This window comes from uncultured Fenollaria sp., from assembly GCF_934202865.1.
Classification (GTDB): domain Bacteria; phylum Bacillota; class Clostridia; order Tissierellales; family Peptoniphilaceae; genus Fenollaria.
This window is the reverse complement of record NZ_CAKPYL010000027.1, coordinates 1-16,600: the sequence shown is the minus strand read 5'-3', so window position 1 is coordinate 16,600 and position 16,600 is coordinate 1. Positions and strand designations below refer to the sequence as shown.

The following is a 16,600-nucleotide window of genomic DNA, read 5'->3' as shown; positions in this document are numbered from 1 at the left end:
TTCTTAAAGGCGGAGACTACAAGGTTGAAGACGGAAAGCTTTATAAAAAGAACGATCAAAATCCAAGTAAATTTGATGAAATCGGTACTTTTGATAAAGATGGTAAGATTGAAAAAGACGGAACAACTTATGTTTTAGACGGTAATAAGTTAATCACTTACACAAAAGAGTATGATGTTTACGACGGATATGTAGCTAATAAAGATGGTAAAACAGATCCAGACGTAACACCAACATATAAAGGAAATCAAGTTACTATAATAACAACAACAAAGGATGGTAAGACTGAAACTTCTTATGGTGGAACAATAGTTAAAGATGCCAAATATGATAAAAATGGTAAAATCTTTAATGATAACACATATGTAGGCGTAGCTGGAGAACAAGTAATTGACTCAACTGGTAAAAAAGCAAATGTAAGTTCTGAAGGAAAAGAATTAATTCCAGTAAAAGATGAAAACGGAAAAAAAGTACTTTATAAGTACTTTGTTGGCGAAGACGGAGAAACATACCGTATAGTTAATAACGCTGTATTTAAAGGTGACTACATCATTGATGGTCTTGAATACAACGCGGGTCTATCACTTATTGACAAGTTCGGTAAGAAGATGAATATTGCTGTAAGCGAAAAGGATGGAGCTTACACTTTCACTAGAAAAATTAAAGTCGGAGATACAGAAACTGAAGAGACAAAGACTAGTGGAAAAGATGGAGCTAACAGAACTATAAAAGTTTCAACAGACCAAGATGGACAAATCTTAGTTAACAGCAAAAACGAAGTTGTTGAGAATAAAGGCGATAAATATACTATTGTAGGTAATAAATATTACTTTGATGGAACTAAATTTGAAAATGCTGATATTGAAAAAATCAAAGATAATAAGTTCTACAAAGATTTAAAAGAAATAAAATTAAAAGAAAGTAAAAAGTATTCTTATCTAGATGGAGCTAAACAAATTGAGATTAAGGATTATGATGGTAAACCTATTTACCAAGGAAGCACAAATCCAGAAGATTACTACATTGTTGGCGGTAAATACTATGTAAAGAAAGGTGATATCTATATATCAGCTGATCCTGACAAATCAAGCGAGATATTAACAGAAAAAACTATTGCTAAAATCGTTCAATTTTTAGGTAATGGTGACGATGCTATTCAAAAAGTTACTGATTATACAGATATCTTTAACGCTATTAAAAATGCAAAATTTAGATTAAGATTCCCAGGTTTCTTAGCTGGTAAAAACGTTGTATACAATGTACACGCAGATGTTAAGGCAACATATAGCAAGCCAGATCCAACAACTGGCGTACTTAAAGATACAAATGTATTTACTGAAGAAGATGGTATTAAGAAAATCGATAAATTCTTTACATTAAAGAATGAAAAGAAAACAAATACAATGTTCTTTAAAGATGCACCAGATGCATTAACAAAGGATCCAGCTGTAAATCTTCATTTCTTCAACATTTTCTATAGAAATGCTGATGATAGAGACAGAGATAAATTAATCATTGACTTATTAGATATAGACACAAAAGCTGAAGAAGCTAAAAAAGCAATTGATACTGCAAATGGAGAAGACGCTAAAAAAGCTGCTCAAGATGCATATGATAAGTTTGTTAATGAAAACAAGGAAAAGCTTGCTCTTATAACTAAGTTTAAAAAAGAACTTGCAAGACTTTATAATGGTGCAACATTTGAGACTGAAGGTCAAGGAAATGACAAGACTTTAGTTATCAAAGATAAAGCTGGCAATAAAATCGAAGCTGATGAATTAAACAAAATGCGTTCACTTCTTTGGGAAGTAGGTTTCGAAAACGAAGAAGGAAGCTTGTTCCCAGAAAATAGAGATACTGAAATCATTATCGAAGACCACAACATGGATAATCGTTTAATCTATGATGAAATCATCGTTAATGATACAGAAGAAAACTGGAATAAAGCAAAAAAAGAATTTGAAGCTAAAGATGAAAATAAAGACAAGAAATTTGGCAACGAAGAATATTTCTTCTTAGATCAAATTAAAGACATTCGTTTCGGAGTAAGTCCAAACTATATCGAAGGACGTTTCGTTCCATTGGGAGAAAACTTCAAAATAATTGGTCAAGAAATAATTGATAAGTTGAAAGCAAACTCAAATGCTGATTCAGTTGAAATTGAAAAAGGCGAAGGCACTAACAAAATAAAATTTGTAATTACTCGCGATAAAGCCAATGGACAAGTAAGAATTAAAGTGAAGAACGCTTTCTACAGTAAAGTGGAAAATGATCCAACACATAAATTCGAAAGCCCTGTACAAAAAGTTTATCAAGATAAAATCAATTCATTATTAGACAAAGTTAATAATTTAAGTGATCAAAATATTGATGAATTTGTTAAGGCACTTCATGATGAAAAATCAGAATGCTTTGGTATTATCAAAGAAAAACTAACAGAAGAGTTTACTAAGATAAATCAAATTACAGATCCAACTGAAAAAGCTAATAAACTTTCATCTTTTAAGAAAAAACTTGAAGATGAAATAAAAAATATTAAACTAGGCTACTTTGATTCTAAGAAAGGTAACTACAAATACGACGATATGCGCTTTAACGCTATTCGTATAGGTTTAAATCCTAACATCACTATCGGCGGTGCATTAACACCACAAAAGATTAAAAAGCTTGGTATAACATCAGTTATTGTTCCAGATATCGATATACCTTATACAGATGAATTCGGCAATCCGCTTAAAAACAAAGATATGTATGTAAAAGCTGAAATCGAAAACATTTTGAAAAATGGTATTGTTAAAGACGGAAATACGAAGACTTATAAAAAAGATGATTTGAAAAACGAAGAAAAGTTTAGAGAAATCATGACTGAAGCTTACAGTAGAGTTAATGACAAGATTGATAAAAATCAAATCGAAATTAAAGAACTTGTAACAATCAAAAATGAAAACAAAGACAAAGTTGGTATGGAAAAGTACACTGTTACAAGAGGCAGTGAGCTTAAATACAACGACCTTGCTGTTAACGATGAAAGCCTAAAGAATAAGAACGGCTATGCCATCAATCCATGGTATATCGGTGAAGGCGATAAAGCTAAATCAGTTGAGGAAAGATTCAGAGATAAATTTGGCGATGGCAAGTTCGCTGATAAGGCTGAATATACAGCTCTTCAAGAAATGCCTATCGACATAGCTGCTTACTATATGTCAAAGCTAGGATACGATAGAAGCAGATATGCAAACCAAGCTAATTACAAGTTATCTGGTGGAGATAAAAAAGATGGTATATTTGGATCAGACAGTGATTGGCATAAGAAGATATGTTATCCAGGAATTGGTTACTGTATTGAACAAGCAGGCGAAGACCAAACTCAAGGAACAAATCCAGAAGAAGGAAAATTCGGAACTGAAGGCAATAACGGAGCCGATTTTGAATTAACATATGAGCCTACAAACGATGGACCAGATAAAGAAAATCCAAAGGTTGATAAGAAAACTGAAGACAAGTCAGTAGATATTACTGGCGATAAAGAAAAATCAGTTGACTTCACTATCGACGTAACAGTTGATAAGATGACTAAAGAGCAAAAGGATATAGCGGACGCCTTAACACCAGATGATGATAAGAAGATGACTGACGAAGAAAAGGCAAAGGCTGAAAGAGAAGCTGAAGAAGCAAAGAAGCATTATAACGAAACAACAGGCTACTATGAATATGAAAATTCTTTAATCATCGATATATTACCAGAAATCTTTAAGCTAAAAGATGGCACAAAATTAACTTTTGAAGCAAATAAAGATAAACTTATGGCGAATGGAGCTAATAAGATATTTGCAGATGAAAAAGAATTCGAAAAATGGGAAGCGGGCATTGAATACTTCTACACTGATGATTTAGAAGCTGAATATGAAAAACTAAGTAAATCATCAAACAAAGTAGATAAGGAAAAGGCTGAAGTTCTTAAAAAGGCTATCGAAGATGCTAAAGCAAATGGCAAGATAAAAGACGGACAAAAAGTACAAGCAGTTCTTGCTTGGGTACCTAAGTTTGAAGCACCACACGGTTCTGAAAATCAATTTACATTTAAACTTTCAAATGTTTTTGTAGATAAGAAAAAATACAAAGACTTTAAAGACAATGTTATTGGTACAAATTATACTAATGATGCCGCTTTTGGCGACAAGGCTAAGTTCTACTTTGGTAGTACTACAATAAATATTCATGAAGACCACAAAGGCAACGTCAATAAATATCTTCAAGTTTTAGACAAAGATGGTAATGTTATTGACAAGGATAAAGCTGGTGGTTGGTTCATGGGTGGTACTGAATTAAAATTTGGAGACAAGTTTAACTATAGAATTGAGTACTTTAACAACACAGGAGTTGTTGATGTTCCAGGAACTGCAAATAACAAGTCTGAGATAAAGATTGAAGATATTTTTGCTAAAGTTACTGAGGGTGGTCTAAAACCAGTTCTAAGAGATTACATCACAAGTGATCTTGAACAATATTCAGTTGTATACAAAATAGGTGATAAGTCTTATACTGAAGAAGAACTTAAAAAGGCAGTAGCAGATAAAAAAGTAAAACTTTCTGACGTAACAAGCGTTATATTAGAAGGAAAATTTGAAAATGGCGCTACTAATCACTTTGATATACCGATGATGATACCACAAATCGATGCAAAGATCGATGACAATGGTGACGTATACTACACTGGCGAAGATGGAGATAAGAAAGTTATTGGCAAGGCAGAAGATTTCTTCAACTTAGGAAACTTAACTGATAAAGACAAAGAATTAATTGCTAAGAACACAGTTAAGGATTCAAATACTGTTACTGTATATCTTGAAAAAGAAAGATTCATCAAAGTATTTAAGGAATTCCTTGATGCTAATGGCGAAAAGCTAAAGAATCTTGATAACTTAGAAGCAAAATTTGATGTATACCAAATCATCAAAGATAAAAATGGCAAAGTTATTAAGAAAGAAAAAGTTGGCGAGTTAAAAGCTAACAAGGCAAATGACTTCACTGACATGCTTGAACATCTACCAATCTTTAAGAAAACAACTACTGTTGAAAAAGATGGTACTGTTAAAGTAGATGAAATCAATTATGAATACGAACTTGTAGAAGCTGAAATGCCAGGATTTGAATCAAAAGTTTATCAAATAAAAGATAATGATGGACTTGGCTTTGTATGGCAAGCAAAGAACACTGAAAAGCCTGAAGAACCTGAAGAACAACATGAACCAGAAGAACCAGAAGAACCGAAGGAAGAAGAGCCTAAGGAACCAAAGGATGAAGAGCCACACGAACAAGAAGAAGAACACGATCATGAAGAACCTGAAGAAGAAAAGCCACACGATGAAGAAGAAAGAGATCGTGATCATGGTGAGAACAAATTACCTAAGACTGGTGTAACTGAAGACTTAGCTGCTATCTACTTTGCCTTCGTATTATTACTCGGCTTAGTATTTATCAAAAAGAGATATCTTGTAAAATAAGGAGTTAGTATGAAGAGATCAAAGATATTAATCAATATACTGATTGTTATAACAAGTTTATTTTTAATATACAAGGTCTACTCATACATTGACGTAAAAAGACAAGAGAAAGAGTCTGTGGACATCTATAAGAAGATTGAAGATATAGGTCTTAAGAGGACTAAGGACGCGGGCGAGGACCATGGTGATGCCTATAACGGTGCTGATGAAAATGATGATGACGCAAAGAAGGTTGACTTTGATGCGCTTGAGTCCATTAGCAAGGACATCGTCTCGTGGATCGAGTCGGATGAGGGAAGTATTGACTACCCTGTCGTAAAGGGCAAGAACAATACTTACTACCTTTATCACGCGGTTACTGGCCAAAGGAATTTGGTCGGATCCATCTTCATGGACTACAGAAACGAATCGATGGCGGACCCGATGATCATGATCTACGGACACGTGGTCAAGAACGGTACGATGTTCGCTTCGCTTCATGAGTTTAAGAAGAATCCTACTGAGACTGGCTTTACTATATATACAAGGGAGCAAGATTTTAGAACCACTTGCGTCCTTGCTGCCAGGGTCTCGGGCGAGACGTATATCAATCCAAAGGATTACAAGACTTTTGAAAAAAGAAAAGAACTCTACAGCTTTCTTAAGAAGCACGCTGTGTACGACACTGGCTACGAGCTTAAGGAAGATGACCAGATCATTAATCTAGTCACATGCACTTATGAGGCCAAGAATCAAAGGCTCATAGTGATGACGGTTGTAGATAGATAAGAGATGCCTCTATGTAGTGATACATAGGGGCTTTTCTTTTGCCTTGATTATGGTGATGTTCGCGCTTTACTATTGGTGATGCGATTATTTACTTAGTCTTAACGCGCGTAAAACATTTTTTTAATAATGATAGTTTAGTATTATATATAAAGGATAAAAGATGTTTTGCTTGGGGCATTACCATACATATAAATAATACATTGATAATATTTTATAAAAACACACTTTACTATAATATTATCTTATACATTCGTATTCCGCACAATTCTACTTTACAAAAATAAAGTTATATGATATAATATATTTAAATCAAAAGGAGAATGATTTAAATCAGTAATGGATTACACAAAATATTAAACAAAATATAGATACGGGGTGATGATATGCTACTGATTGAAACTTTATTTATTGTACAAATATTCATATTCGTATTCTTTCCTACTATGAAGGAACAAAATAAACTAGTGGAAGGAATCAATAACTGCGAAAGCGAAATTAAGTTTGAGAAAGTACTTATCAAGAATGACTCCGAATGGGACGCTGCTTTACAAGAAGTTTATGACATAATTAAAGTACGAAGCGACTGTAAGTTTGGTGTCACGGACTTTGAGAAGATTTCGTCTAGCTACAGTAAATCGAGGCAGACGCTGACCATTAAGCCTAAGTTTAAGCAAGATATTAGCATATTAAATGTTAAGAAAGGGAAAACTGATGGCTATGCAAAGGAATTAAAGAAGGTTGTTGAATCTTGGCCTAAGAATCTCAGCGACATACAAAAAATTGAAAAGATCAACGACTACATAATTGGTAAGTCTGACTATTACTACGAAGTGCTTAACAGCGCTCAAGGTGATAACATGACTACAAAGAATGGTTTTTATTACTATTCTTGGCAAGCCATCATGGACGACAGCAAAGGTGTATGCGAAGCGTACGCTGGCTTATTCAACCGTATGTGTGAGCTATGCGGCATTGAATCAGAAACTGTTACTAATGCTGATCACGCTTGGAACAGAGCAAAGGTCAATGGCGAGTGGAAATACTTCGACGTAACTTGGAATGACACTACTAAAAAACCTAGGAAGTACTTTAACTTAACTCAAGCGCAAATGGCGGCTGACGGCGAACATTAATTAATATGAGATATTGCAAGGTCTGCATCATATGATGCAGACCTTTTTATGCGTTTGACAAAGAAGCTTCTTTGATATAAAATGTAAGTAGAAAATGATATAAGGAGTGATATACATGGCAGAATATAAAGAAACGCTTAAGAAGGTGCTTGATGAATTTCAAGCTGAGGCGAATTTAAAAGAAGGCGAGATACTAGTAATAGGCTGCTCAACAAGTGAAGTCGTTGGCGGACGCATAGGCAAAGCATCGTCAATGGATGTCGCTAGAGAATTTATCGATGTATTTATGGATTTTGCGGAAGAACACAAAATCTTCCTTGCATTTCAATGCTGCGAGCACTTAAATAGAGCCATCGTGACTACAAGGGAGTGCATGGAAAAATATTTTCTTGAAGAGGTAAGCGTTGTACCTAAGATGCACGCGGGCGGATCGATGGCGACTATCGCCTACAAAAAATTAGCTGATCCGGTTGTGGTTGAAGCTATTCAAGCGCATGGCGGTCTTGACATCGGCGATACATTTATCGGTATGCACATCAAAGCTGTTGCAGTGCCTGTTAGAGTCAGCGTTAAGGAGATAGGTGAAGCGCATCTAACGCTTGTTAGAAGAAGACCTAAGCTAATAGGCGGCGAAAGAGCACAATATAAGTAGATTGATGAGGAGTGATGAGCTCCTCTTTTTTATTGCGCGTGGCTATACGAGTGCCGCGCGCTATATATCTGCCGCGCGATATACAAGTGCCACGCTTTTGTTTAGTAATTTCACTTATCATGGCAAAGCCATTATCAAAAGCAAAAAAACTATTCATGGCAAGGCTATTAGCAAAAGCAAAAAAACTATTCGTGGCAAGGCTATTAGTGTAAGCAAAAAAATAAATCGTGGCAAGGCCATAAGCATAGTGAAAATTATCAAAATAATCTCTTTGACTGCTTTACAAAAAGCGTAATATATGATAAAATGATAGGAGAATAATTTTAATCAAAAAGCAAAGGAGGATAAAATGTACGATATAATTGTAGTGGGCGCCGGCCCTGCAGGTGTCTCTGCTGCTCTATATGCTAAGAGCCGCGGCTTCAATGTACTTTTGCTTGAAAAGGACGAGGTTGGCGGTCTTATAAAAAGTGTTTCGCATGTGACTCACTATGTGGGTTTATCTGAGGACGAATCGGGCGAAACGTTCAGGGAAAAGCTTGAGGCGCAAATCGCGGACGCGGACATCGAGCTAAAGTACGAAGAGGTTATCGAGCTTGATTTGAGATATGAGCTAAAAAAGGTTAAGACTAGACAAAATTCATACAATGCCAAGGCGGTTATACTTGCGATGGGATCTACTCCAAAGGATTTAGGTCTTGAAAATGAAAAGGAGATCGGGGTTGAACACTCTGCTTTGGGTCTTGATGAGGAGATCGAGGACAGAATCATCTTCGTGGCGGGTGGCTCGGACGGAGCGGCTAAGGAAGCTTTATATCTATCAAAGCTTGCGAAGAAGGTCTACCTTGTCGAAGAAAAGGACGAGCTTGGCATGATTGACGAGTTCAAGGAAAAGATTGAAGCTTCTGACAATATCGAGGCGATGACATCCTCCAAGATTGTGAGTGCAAGCGGAACTAGGGACAAGATCACTGAAGTTTGTATTTACGACTCGGCTGAAAAGGAAGAAAAACTATTTGAGAATGGTGAGGACGAATTCCTAATATTTGCCTACATTGGTCAAACGCCAAACACTGAACTAATCAAGGACAGCGTGGAAATGGCTGGTCCATATATAAAGACTGATGGAGTTAAGACATCTATCCCAGGTGTATTTGCCTGCGGTGACATTATAGATAAAAAGATAAGACAGATAGCAACTGCTGTAGCTGAGGGCTGCACTTGCGCTATCGAAGCACAAAAATATTTAGGATATTAATATTAAAAAGAGGGGTGTAAAGATGGAGTTTATTGGAGACGCATTAACATTTGACGATATACTACTAGTACCAAATTTTTCGGAAATATTGCCAAAACAAACTGATACAAAAACTAGATTAACTAAGAAGATTGCTTTAAACATACCGATGATGAGTGCTGGTATGGATACTGTTACTGAATCTAAGATGGCTATCGCGATGGCGAGAGAAGGCGGTATTGGTATCATTCACAAGAATATGTCGATTGAGGACCAAGCTATCGAAGTTGACAGGGTAAAAAGAAGTGAACACGGTGTAATCACTGATCCGTTCTATTTATCTGCTGAACACAAGATTGCTGACGCTGAAGCTATTATGAAAAAGTACAAGATTTCTGGTGTGCCTATAACTGATGAAGACGGCAAACTTGTTGGTATCATCACTAACAGGGACATGAGATTCGAAACTAATATGGAAAAGAAGATTGGCGATGTCATGACTAAGGAAAACCTTGTAACTGGCAAGGTTGGTGTATCTATGGACGAAGCTTTAGAGGAAATGAAGGTTCATAAGATTGAAAAGCTTCCTATAGTTGATGACGACTTCCATTTGAGAGGATTAATCACTATTAAGGATATAGAAAAATCCATTGAATTCCCTAACTCAGCTAAGGACGAACAAGGCAGACTTCTTTGCGGAGCGGCTGTTGGTATTACTGAGGACATGCTTGAAAGGGTTAAGGCTCTATACGAAGCAAAGGTTGACGTTATCGTTCTAGATACTGCTCACGGTCACTCAAAGGGTGTACTTGACGCGGTTAGAAGCATTAAGAAGGAATTCCCTGACTTACAAGTCATAGCAGGAAACGTGGCAACTTACGAAGGCACTAAGGCTCTTATGGATGCTGGTGCTGACTGCGTTAAAGTTGGTATCGGACCTGGATCTATCTGTACGACTAGAGTTGTTACTGGTATCGGCGTTCCTCAAGTAAGTGCTATCATGGCGGCTTACAAGGCATCTCAAGAAACTGGCATACCTATAATTGCTGACGGTGGTATCAAATACTCAGGTGACATCACTAAGGCGATAGCTGCTGGTGCGGACGTTGTTATGATGGGATCCTTATTCGCAGGTACTGACGAATCACCAGGAGAAGAAGTTATTTTCGAAGGAAGAAGATATAAGGAATATAGAGGCATGGGCTCACTTGCAGCAATGAAGGCTGGTTCATCTGACAGATATTTCCAATCAAAGGCTAAGAAGTACGTACCAGAAGGTGTTGAAGGTAGAGTTCACTACAAAGGAAAAGTTGGAGAAGTTATTTATCAATTGCTTGGCGGCTTAAAATCAGGTATGGGCTACCTTGGATGCAAGGACATTCCTACTTTAAAGACAAATTCAAAATACGTTCAAATTACAAGCGCATCACTAATTGAAAACCATCCACACGATATCACTATAACTAAGGAAACTCCTAACTATTCCCCAAAGAGCTATAGGGACTAAGATATGGAAAAGATGAAAAATGTTTTAGATAAAGGATACGTAAGGCTTGTAAACCACTTAGGTAGCGACCTTACCGTAGTAAACGCGGCAAGAGTTTCTTATCAAAAAGAATCTTTTGAATTAAATCAAAATGACGAGAAATTAATTAGCTTCTTAGCTAAAAATGATCACACATCGCCATTTAGACATGCGATGCTACAATTCGAAGTGTATGCGCCACTTATGGTAGCGAGACAATGGTGGAAGTACATCGTTGGCTCATCTCACATGGAAGGCATTGGCGACACAATGAACGGCTGGAACGAATCTTCAAGACGCTATGTAACTGAAGAACCAGTATTCTATGTACCAAGCGAAAATGAATGGAGAAGCATGCCTGATAATAAAAAGCAAGGCAGCGGCGATCCAGTAGCTACTGAATTGGGAGCAGAATACACTAAGGATTTACTTGAGCTTATAGAAAAAGGCGAAGGACTTTACGAAAAAGCTATGGAAGACGGCATTTGCTCTGAACAAGCAAGACTTTTCCTACCAGCTTACGGATTATATGTAAGATGGTACTGGACTGCATCTCTTCAATCGGTTGCGCACTTTATCAAGCAAAGGATGGACGCTCATGCGCAAAAGGAAATCAGAGATTACGCAAAAGTTGTCTACGACTTAAGCTTAGAAGAATTCCCAGTAGCTATGAAGGCTCTTATTGAGCACATGAATTAATGATAATATATTTTACAAGGCACGGATTAACTAAATACAACAAGGAGAGGAGAATTCAAGGCTTACTTGATTCTCCTCTTACACTTGAGGGCAAAGTAAAGGCGAAGGAGCTAGGGACTAGATTAAAAGATGAAGGCATAGAAATCATATACTCCTCCGATCAAAAGAGGGCGATGGATAGCGCAAAAATAATTAACGAAGCGCTTGGACTTGATATAGAGCCGGATAGAAGGCTTAGAGAAGTATCTATGCTTAGCCACGAAGGAATGACTTGGGCAGAGAGCGTTGCAACTGACCCAGAGCGCGAAGACTTGATTATGTCAAGGCCAGACCTATTTAACGAGGGCGGCATCTACCCATATAGAGACGCGCGTGAAGACGCCGAGGCCTTTATTCAATCGCTCGTGAAAAAAGATTATAAGAAGGTACTCGTTGTTACTCACGGAAGCAAGCTAAGAGTGATAACAACAGTACTAGAAGGACTTGACTTAAAGGATGCAAATAAGGTCGAGCTCATAAAGGGGCTGAGCCTTAAGATATATAATTACGATGAAGGCGCATTTAAACTCCTTCATGACGACGAAGACTATGACAATTTTGTATAGGAGAATGTATGAATAACGATAGATATAATAATCCATTGGTGAGACAGCCAATATATAAATTATTAATAAAGTATGGTGTTCCATCGATACTTTCATTTTTAGTAAGCGCTATATACAATATAGTTGACCAAATTTACATAGGTAATATCGTAGGACACTTGGGAAATGCAGCGACTACCGTATCATTTCCTATAACAACTATATCTACGGCGATAGGCTTGCTCTTAGGTATAGGTACTGCATCGAACTACAGTATCTACAAGGGCAGAGGCGAGGACGATAGAGCAGAAAGGATAGTCGCGACAGGCATTAGCGCTTTGTTGTTCTTATCGGGCTTAGAACTGATCTTAGTAGTAAGCTTTATTAATCCATTGCTTAAATTATTTGGAGCGACTGAAGCAAGTTTTGCCTATGCCTATGATTATTCATTGATAACGTCATATGGAATAGTATTTTTAGTCTTTTCCATCGCTCTATCACATATAATTAGGGCGGACGGCTCGCCAAAATATGCGATGTTTATAAATGTAGTTGGAGCAGTGTCAAATATTTTCTTAGACTATATATTTATGGTAAGCTTTGACATGGGCATCAAAGGAGCTGCCTGGGCAACATTCATAGGACAGCTAATTAGCTTTATTCTTGCTATGTACTACATTTTATTTTTAAAAGAAAATCCAATCAGAAAAAAAGATTTTAAAATTTCTGGTGAAGAGCTTCTTGAAATATTAAAATTAGGTTCGGCCGCTTGCATCAATCAATTGGCTATGGTAGTCGTTCAAATAGTTATGAATAACGTCATGACTCATTATGGCGCAATGAGTAAGTACGGACCTGACATACCACTAGCCGCAATAGGTATAGCGTCAAAGATCTATATAATACTCATTGGCTTCAACATAGGTCTCGCTCAAGGCGGACAGCCAATCATCGGCTACAATTACGGCGCGAAAGTATATAGGCGTGTTAAAGACACTTATTTAACCACAGTAAAAATCTCATTTATCTACAGCACAATATTTTTCCTTGTGGCAGAGATATGGCCACAGGTCTTTATCAATATATTCGGCGTAGGCGATGAACTTTATATGGAGTTTACTACGATACTTTTAAGAATCACACTGATTATGACAGCCTTTAATGGACTTCAACCGATTACGGCGAACTTTTTCACATCCATTGGCAAAGCTCGTTTAGGTATATTCGTCTCATTGACAAGACAAGTACTTTTCTATTTGCCACTGATTATAGTTTTGCCACGCTTCTTTGGCATACTAGGAGCACTTTACGCAACACCAATCGCAGACTTCATAGCCTTTCTACTAGCAATGTTCTTTGTTATTAGAGAATTCAAGGCCATGAGCATGGCGGGAGATGAGGTAATTTTAGATGCAGAAATTTATTAAATTTTTTAAAATATTTTTATTATCGCTACTAGTTTTTATACTCTTCTTTGGACTATATTATTATAGAAAGCTATCAAAGAAAGACAACAAGCTAGTTATAGTCGATGAAACTAAGATAAATCAAAAGACTGAGGAAAAGCTTGAGGGCGAATTGGTCTTCGCTTTCTTCGGTATTGACGGGGAGAGAGGACTTGATTTTATCAAGAAAAGACTTACAGCTCTTGATGGTAAAACTGGCGAAGATAGGTATTTTACTACAGGAAACCCATCTGATACGATAATGCTTGTTAAGATTGATAAAAAAACGGGTAAAGTAAATGTAGTGAGTGTACCGAGGGACACTAAGGTCAAGATAGCTGGGCACGATGGCATGAGAAAGATTAATGCATCTTTCGCGAAGGACGGCCCATACGCAGCGCTTGACACGCTTAGAGAGTTTTCGAACGTTGATGTCACTAATTACATCGCAGTTGACTACAAGGGCGTTAAGGCCATAGTCGACATTATAGGCGGGGTTGAGGTCGATGTGCCATTCGACATGGACTACGATGACCCGACAGACTCGCCGCCACTACACATTCATTTGAAGAAAGGCAAGCAAAAGCTAGATGGTAAGGGCGCGATGGAGTTTCTTAGATTTAGAAAGTCAAATGCCGGTCAAGGCGATAAATTCCTTGGCGACGTCGGCAGAGTCACTCATCAACAGTATTTCATCAAGGAGCTTATGAAGCAAACTCTTAGCGCAAACAACGTGACAAAGCTGCCACGAATGATACAAGCAGGACTTGAGCATATACTCACAAACATTAGCATAGATGAAATGCTTGAACTGGCAAAAGTCTTTACATCATATTCGCAAGATAAGCTTACGATCGAGACTATACCAGGCACAGACAAGTATGAGGGCGGTGCTTCTTACTTCATCGCAGATGAGGAAGAGACTGCTAAACTATTCACAAAGATATTTAAGTAAAGGGAGGAAGAAAGATGGACGCATTTTATTTTTATAATCCGGTTAAAATTCATTTTGGAGAAGGATCAATCAGAGCGCTAAAGGACGAGATGAAGCCATATAAGAAGGTTTTACTTACATATGGTAAAGGCAGCATCAAGAAAAACGGCATCTACGATAAGGTTATGGAAGCGCTTGAAGGCAAGGAAGTTTACGAACTTTCAGACATAATGCCAAACCCAAGAGTTGAGAAAGTTTATGAAGGCATCAAACTTGTAAAGGATCATGACATAGACTTCATCCTAGCAGTTGGCGGCGGCTCAACTATTGACTGCTCTAAGGCAATAGCTGCTGGTGCTAAGACTGACGAAGACTTCTGGCAAAAATATTTTATTAATAAAGATGATGTTTTAGACGCAACTCCATTAGGAAGCGTTTTGACAATGGCTGGAACAGGCAGTGAAATGGATAACGGCGGCGTTATCACTAACTGGGAGGAACAAAAGAAGCTAAGCTTTGGAGGAGAGCCATGTTATCCAAAATTCTCCATCCTTGATCCGACATACACATATTCATTACCAAAGCACCACTTAATCAGCGGAACAGTAGATATGTTCAGCCACATCATGGAAGAGTACTTCTCAATGCCAGACGAAGAAAACACTACTGACGAAATCAGTGAAGCACTTATGAGAACTGTAATCGAAAATATTTATATAGCTTTAGAAGACCCAAGAAACTACAGAGCAAGAGCAAATCTTATGTGGGCATCAACACTTGCTATCAACGGACTAACATCACTTGGCAAGCGCTCAGACTGGCTAAGCCACAGACTTGAACATACATTATCAGCTTTCTACGACGTTTCACACGGTATGGGACTTGCAGTAATGCATCCAAATTACCTAAAATATGTTTACAAAGGACATGAAAAGAAATTTAGAAGATGGGCAGAAAACGTTTGGAAGATGGATACATCAAATATGACAGATGACGAAGCCGCAATCAAATCCATTGAAAAGCTTCAAGACTTCTTCAAATCCATTGGCGCGCCAACAACACTTAAAGAGCTAGATATACCAAGAGATTCAATCGAGGCTATGGCAAAGAAGACAGATGTTTACAAGACAAGCTACTCAGATCTAAAGCTTGAAGACATAATTAATATTTACGAACAAGCATACGAATAAACTATATATATAAAGGAAGATAGTTTTAATTGAAAGACATAGAGACAGAAAGACTAATTTTAAGAGATGCGAGCGTAGACGACGCCGAAGATATGTTTGAGTACGCAAGACTTGAGGAAGTGACAAAGTATCTTTCATGGAAGCCGCATATAAGCCTTAAAGACTCAGAGAAAATACTTGATATGCTAAGCAAAGAAGCAAAAGAAAAAGACTCATACGTACTCAAGGCCATAGTTCTAAAAGAAAATGATAAGATGATTGGTACCATAGACGCGAGAATCTTTGGCGATGGACTAAAGGACACCGAGTTCGGTTATTGCCTAAACCCAAAGTACTGGAACAAAGGCTACATGAGCGAAGCACTGAAAGCCTTTATACAGGCGCTTCATAAGGATCGAGGCGTTGAGAATGTATTCGGCTCATTCGAAAGAGAAAACATAGCTTCTAAGAGAGTTATGCAGAAGAATGAGATGTATTATTATGAGACGGTGAGACGTGTATTCAAAAACAAAGGCGAGGTTGAGTTAATACGTTTCAAAGAGCTAAGACTTTCTTAATAAAATAAATTATATTAATGGCAGTGGATCGATGGTCCACTGCTTTTTTATGCGCAAAGGCATTTTGTATGACGAGTAAAATTGCTAAGTAAGTGACGAGCAGATGGCGTATGACGAGTGAATGATGTATGACGAGCGGATGATTAATGACGCGCATTAGATAAGGTAAAAAGCATAAGTGAAGGGCGTGTGATAAGGCTAATTAATTAAGTAATAGTAAGAAATGTAAGTGAAGAAAGATATATAAAGAAAAAATTAAAAAACTTTTAAAAAGTACTTGACAAGTAAGAAAATTAATGGTAGAATGGATAAGTCATCTGGAAAAACCATATGACAAGCAAAACTGAATAAAAGTGAAAAGAACGATTTAAA

13 protein-coding genes are annotated in these 16,600 nt (G+C 37.2%); all 13 read left to right on the top strand.

Features of this window, described 5'->3' with window-relative positions:
* A partial coding sequence (locus tag Q0E71_RS04145) for a hypothetical protein (RefSeq protein WP_294796324.1) occupies window positions 1–5,504 on the top strand: 5,504 nt, incomplete at its 5' end.
* A 9-nt stretch (window positions 5,505–5,513) separates the two neighbouring features.
* Entirely contained in the window at window positions 5,514–6,272 is a 759-nt protein-coding gene (locus tag Q0E71_RS04140) for a class B sortase (RefSeq protein ID WP_294796322.1), read from the top strand.
* 383 nt (window positions 6,273–6,655) lie between these two features.
* A complete protein-coding gene (locus Q0E71_RS04135; protein WP_294796320.1) occupies window positions 6,656–7,405 on the top strand; it encodes a transglutaminase domain-containing protein in 750 nt (249 codons plus the stop codon).
* A 115-nt stretch (window positions 7,406–7,520) separates the two neighbouring features.
* Complete coding sequence (locus Q0E71_RS04130; RefSeq protein ID WP_294796318.1) at window positions 7,521–8,057, top strand: TIGR01440 family protein; 537 nt, start codon at window positions 7,521–7,523, stop codon at window positions 8,055–8,057.
* Between the two features lie 4 nt (window positions 8,058–8,061).
* Entirely contained in the window at window positions 8,062–8,352 is a 291-nt protein-coding gene (locus Q0E71_RS04125; RefSeq protein WP_294796316.1) for a hypothetical protein, read from the top strand.
* A gap of 54 nt (window positions 8,353–8,406) precedes the next feature.
* Window positions 8,407–9,315, top strand: coding sequence for an NAD(P)/FAD-dependent oxidoreductase (locus tag Q0E71_RS04120; protein ID WP_294796314.1), 909 nt, complete (start codon window positions 8,407–8,409; stop codon window positions 9,313–9,315).
* 22 nt (window positions 9,316–9,337) lie between these two features.
* Window positions 9,338–10,801, top strand: coding sequence for an IMP dehydrogenase (gene guaB, locus Q0E71_RS04115; protein WP_294796312.1), 1,464 nt, complete (start codon window positions 9,338–9,340; stop codon window positions 10,799–10,801).
* Window positions 10,802–10,804: 3 nt separating this feature from the next.
* Window positions 10,805–11,518: an FAD-dependent thymidylate synthase gene (gene thyX / locus Q0E71_RS04110; protein ID WP_294796310.1), complete on the top strand. Its 714-nt coding sequence runs from the start codon at window positions 10,805–10,807 to the stop codon at window positions 11,516–11,518.
* Window positions 11,518–12,123: a histidine phosphatase family protein gene (locus Q0E71_RS04105; RefSeq protein WP_294796308.1), complete on the top strand. Its 606-nt coding sequence runs from the start codon at window positions 11,518–11,520 to the stop codon at window positions 12,121–12,123. The genes thyX and Q0E71_RS04105 overlap by 1 nt, the downstream gene beginning before the upstream one ends.
* 8 nt (window positions 12,124–12,131) lie before the next feature.
* Window positions 12,132–13,529, top strand: coding sequence for an MATE family efflux transporter (locus Q0E71_RS04100; protein ID WP_294796306.1), 1,398 nt, complete (start codon window positions 12,132–12,134; stop codon window positions 13,527–13,529).
* Window positions 13,513–14,502, top strand: coding sequence for an LCP family protein (locus tag Q0E71_RS04095; protein ID WP_294796304.1), 990 nt, complete (start codon window positions 13,513–13,515; stop codon window positions 14,500–14,502). Before Q0E71_RS04100 ends, Q0E71_RS04095 begins: the two co-directional genes overlap by 17 nt.
* 14 nt (window positions 14,503–14,516) lie before the next feature.
* Window positions 14,517–15,671, top strand: a complete 1,155-nt coding sequence (locus tag Q0E71_RS04090; RefSeq protein WP_294796302.1) for an iron-containing alcohol dehydrogenase — start codon at window positions 14,517–14,519, stop codon at window positions 15,669–15,671.
* Window positions 15,672–15,700: 29 nt separating this feature from the next.
* Entirely contained in the window at window positions 15,701–16,228 is a 528-nt protein-coding gene (locus Q0E71_RS04085) for a GNAT family N-acetyltransferase (protein ID WP_294796300.1), read from the top strand.
* The last annotated feature ends 372 nt before the right edge of the window (window positions 16,229–16,600 follow it).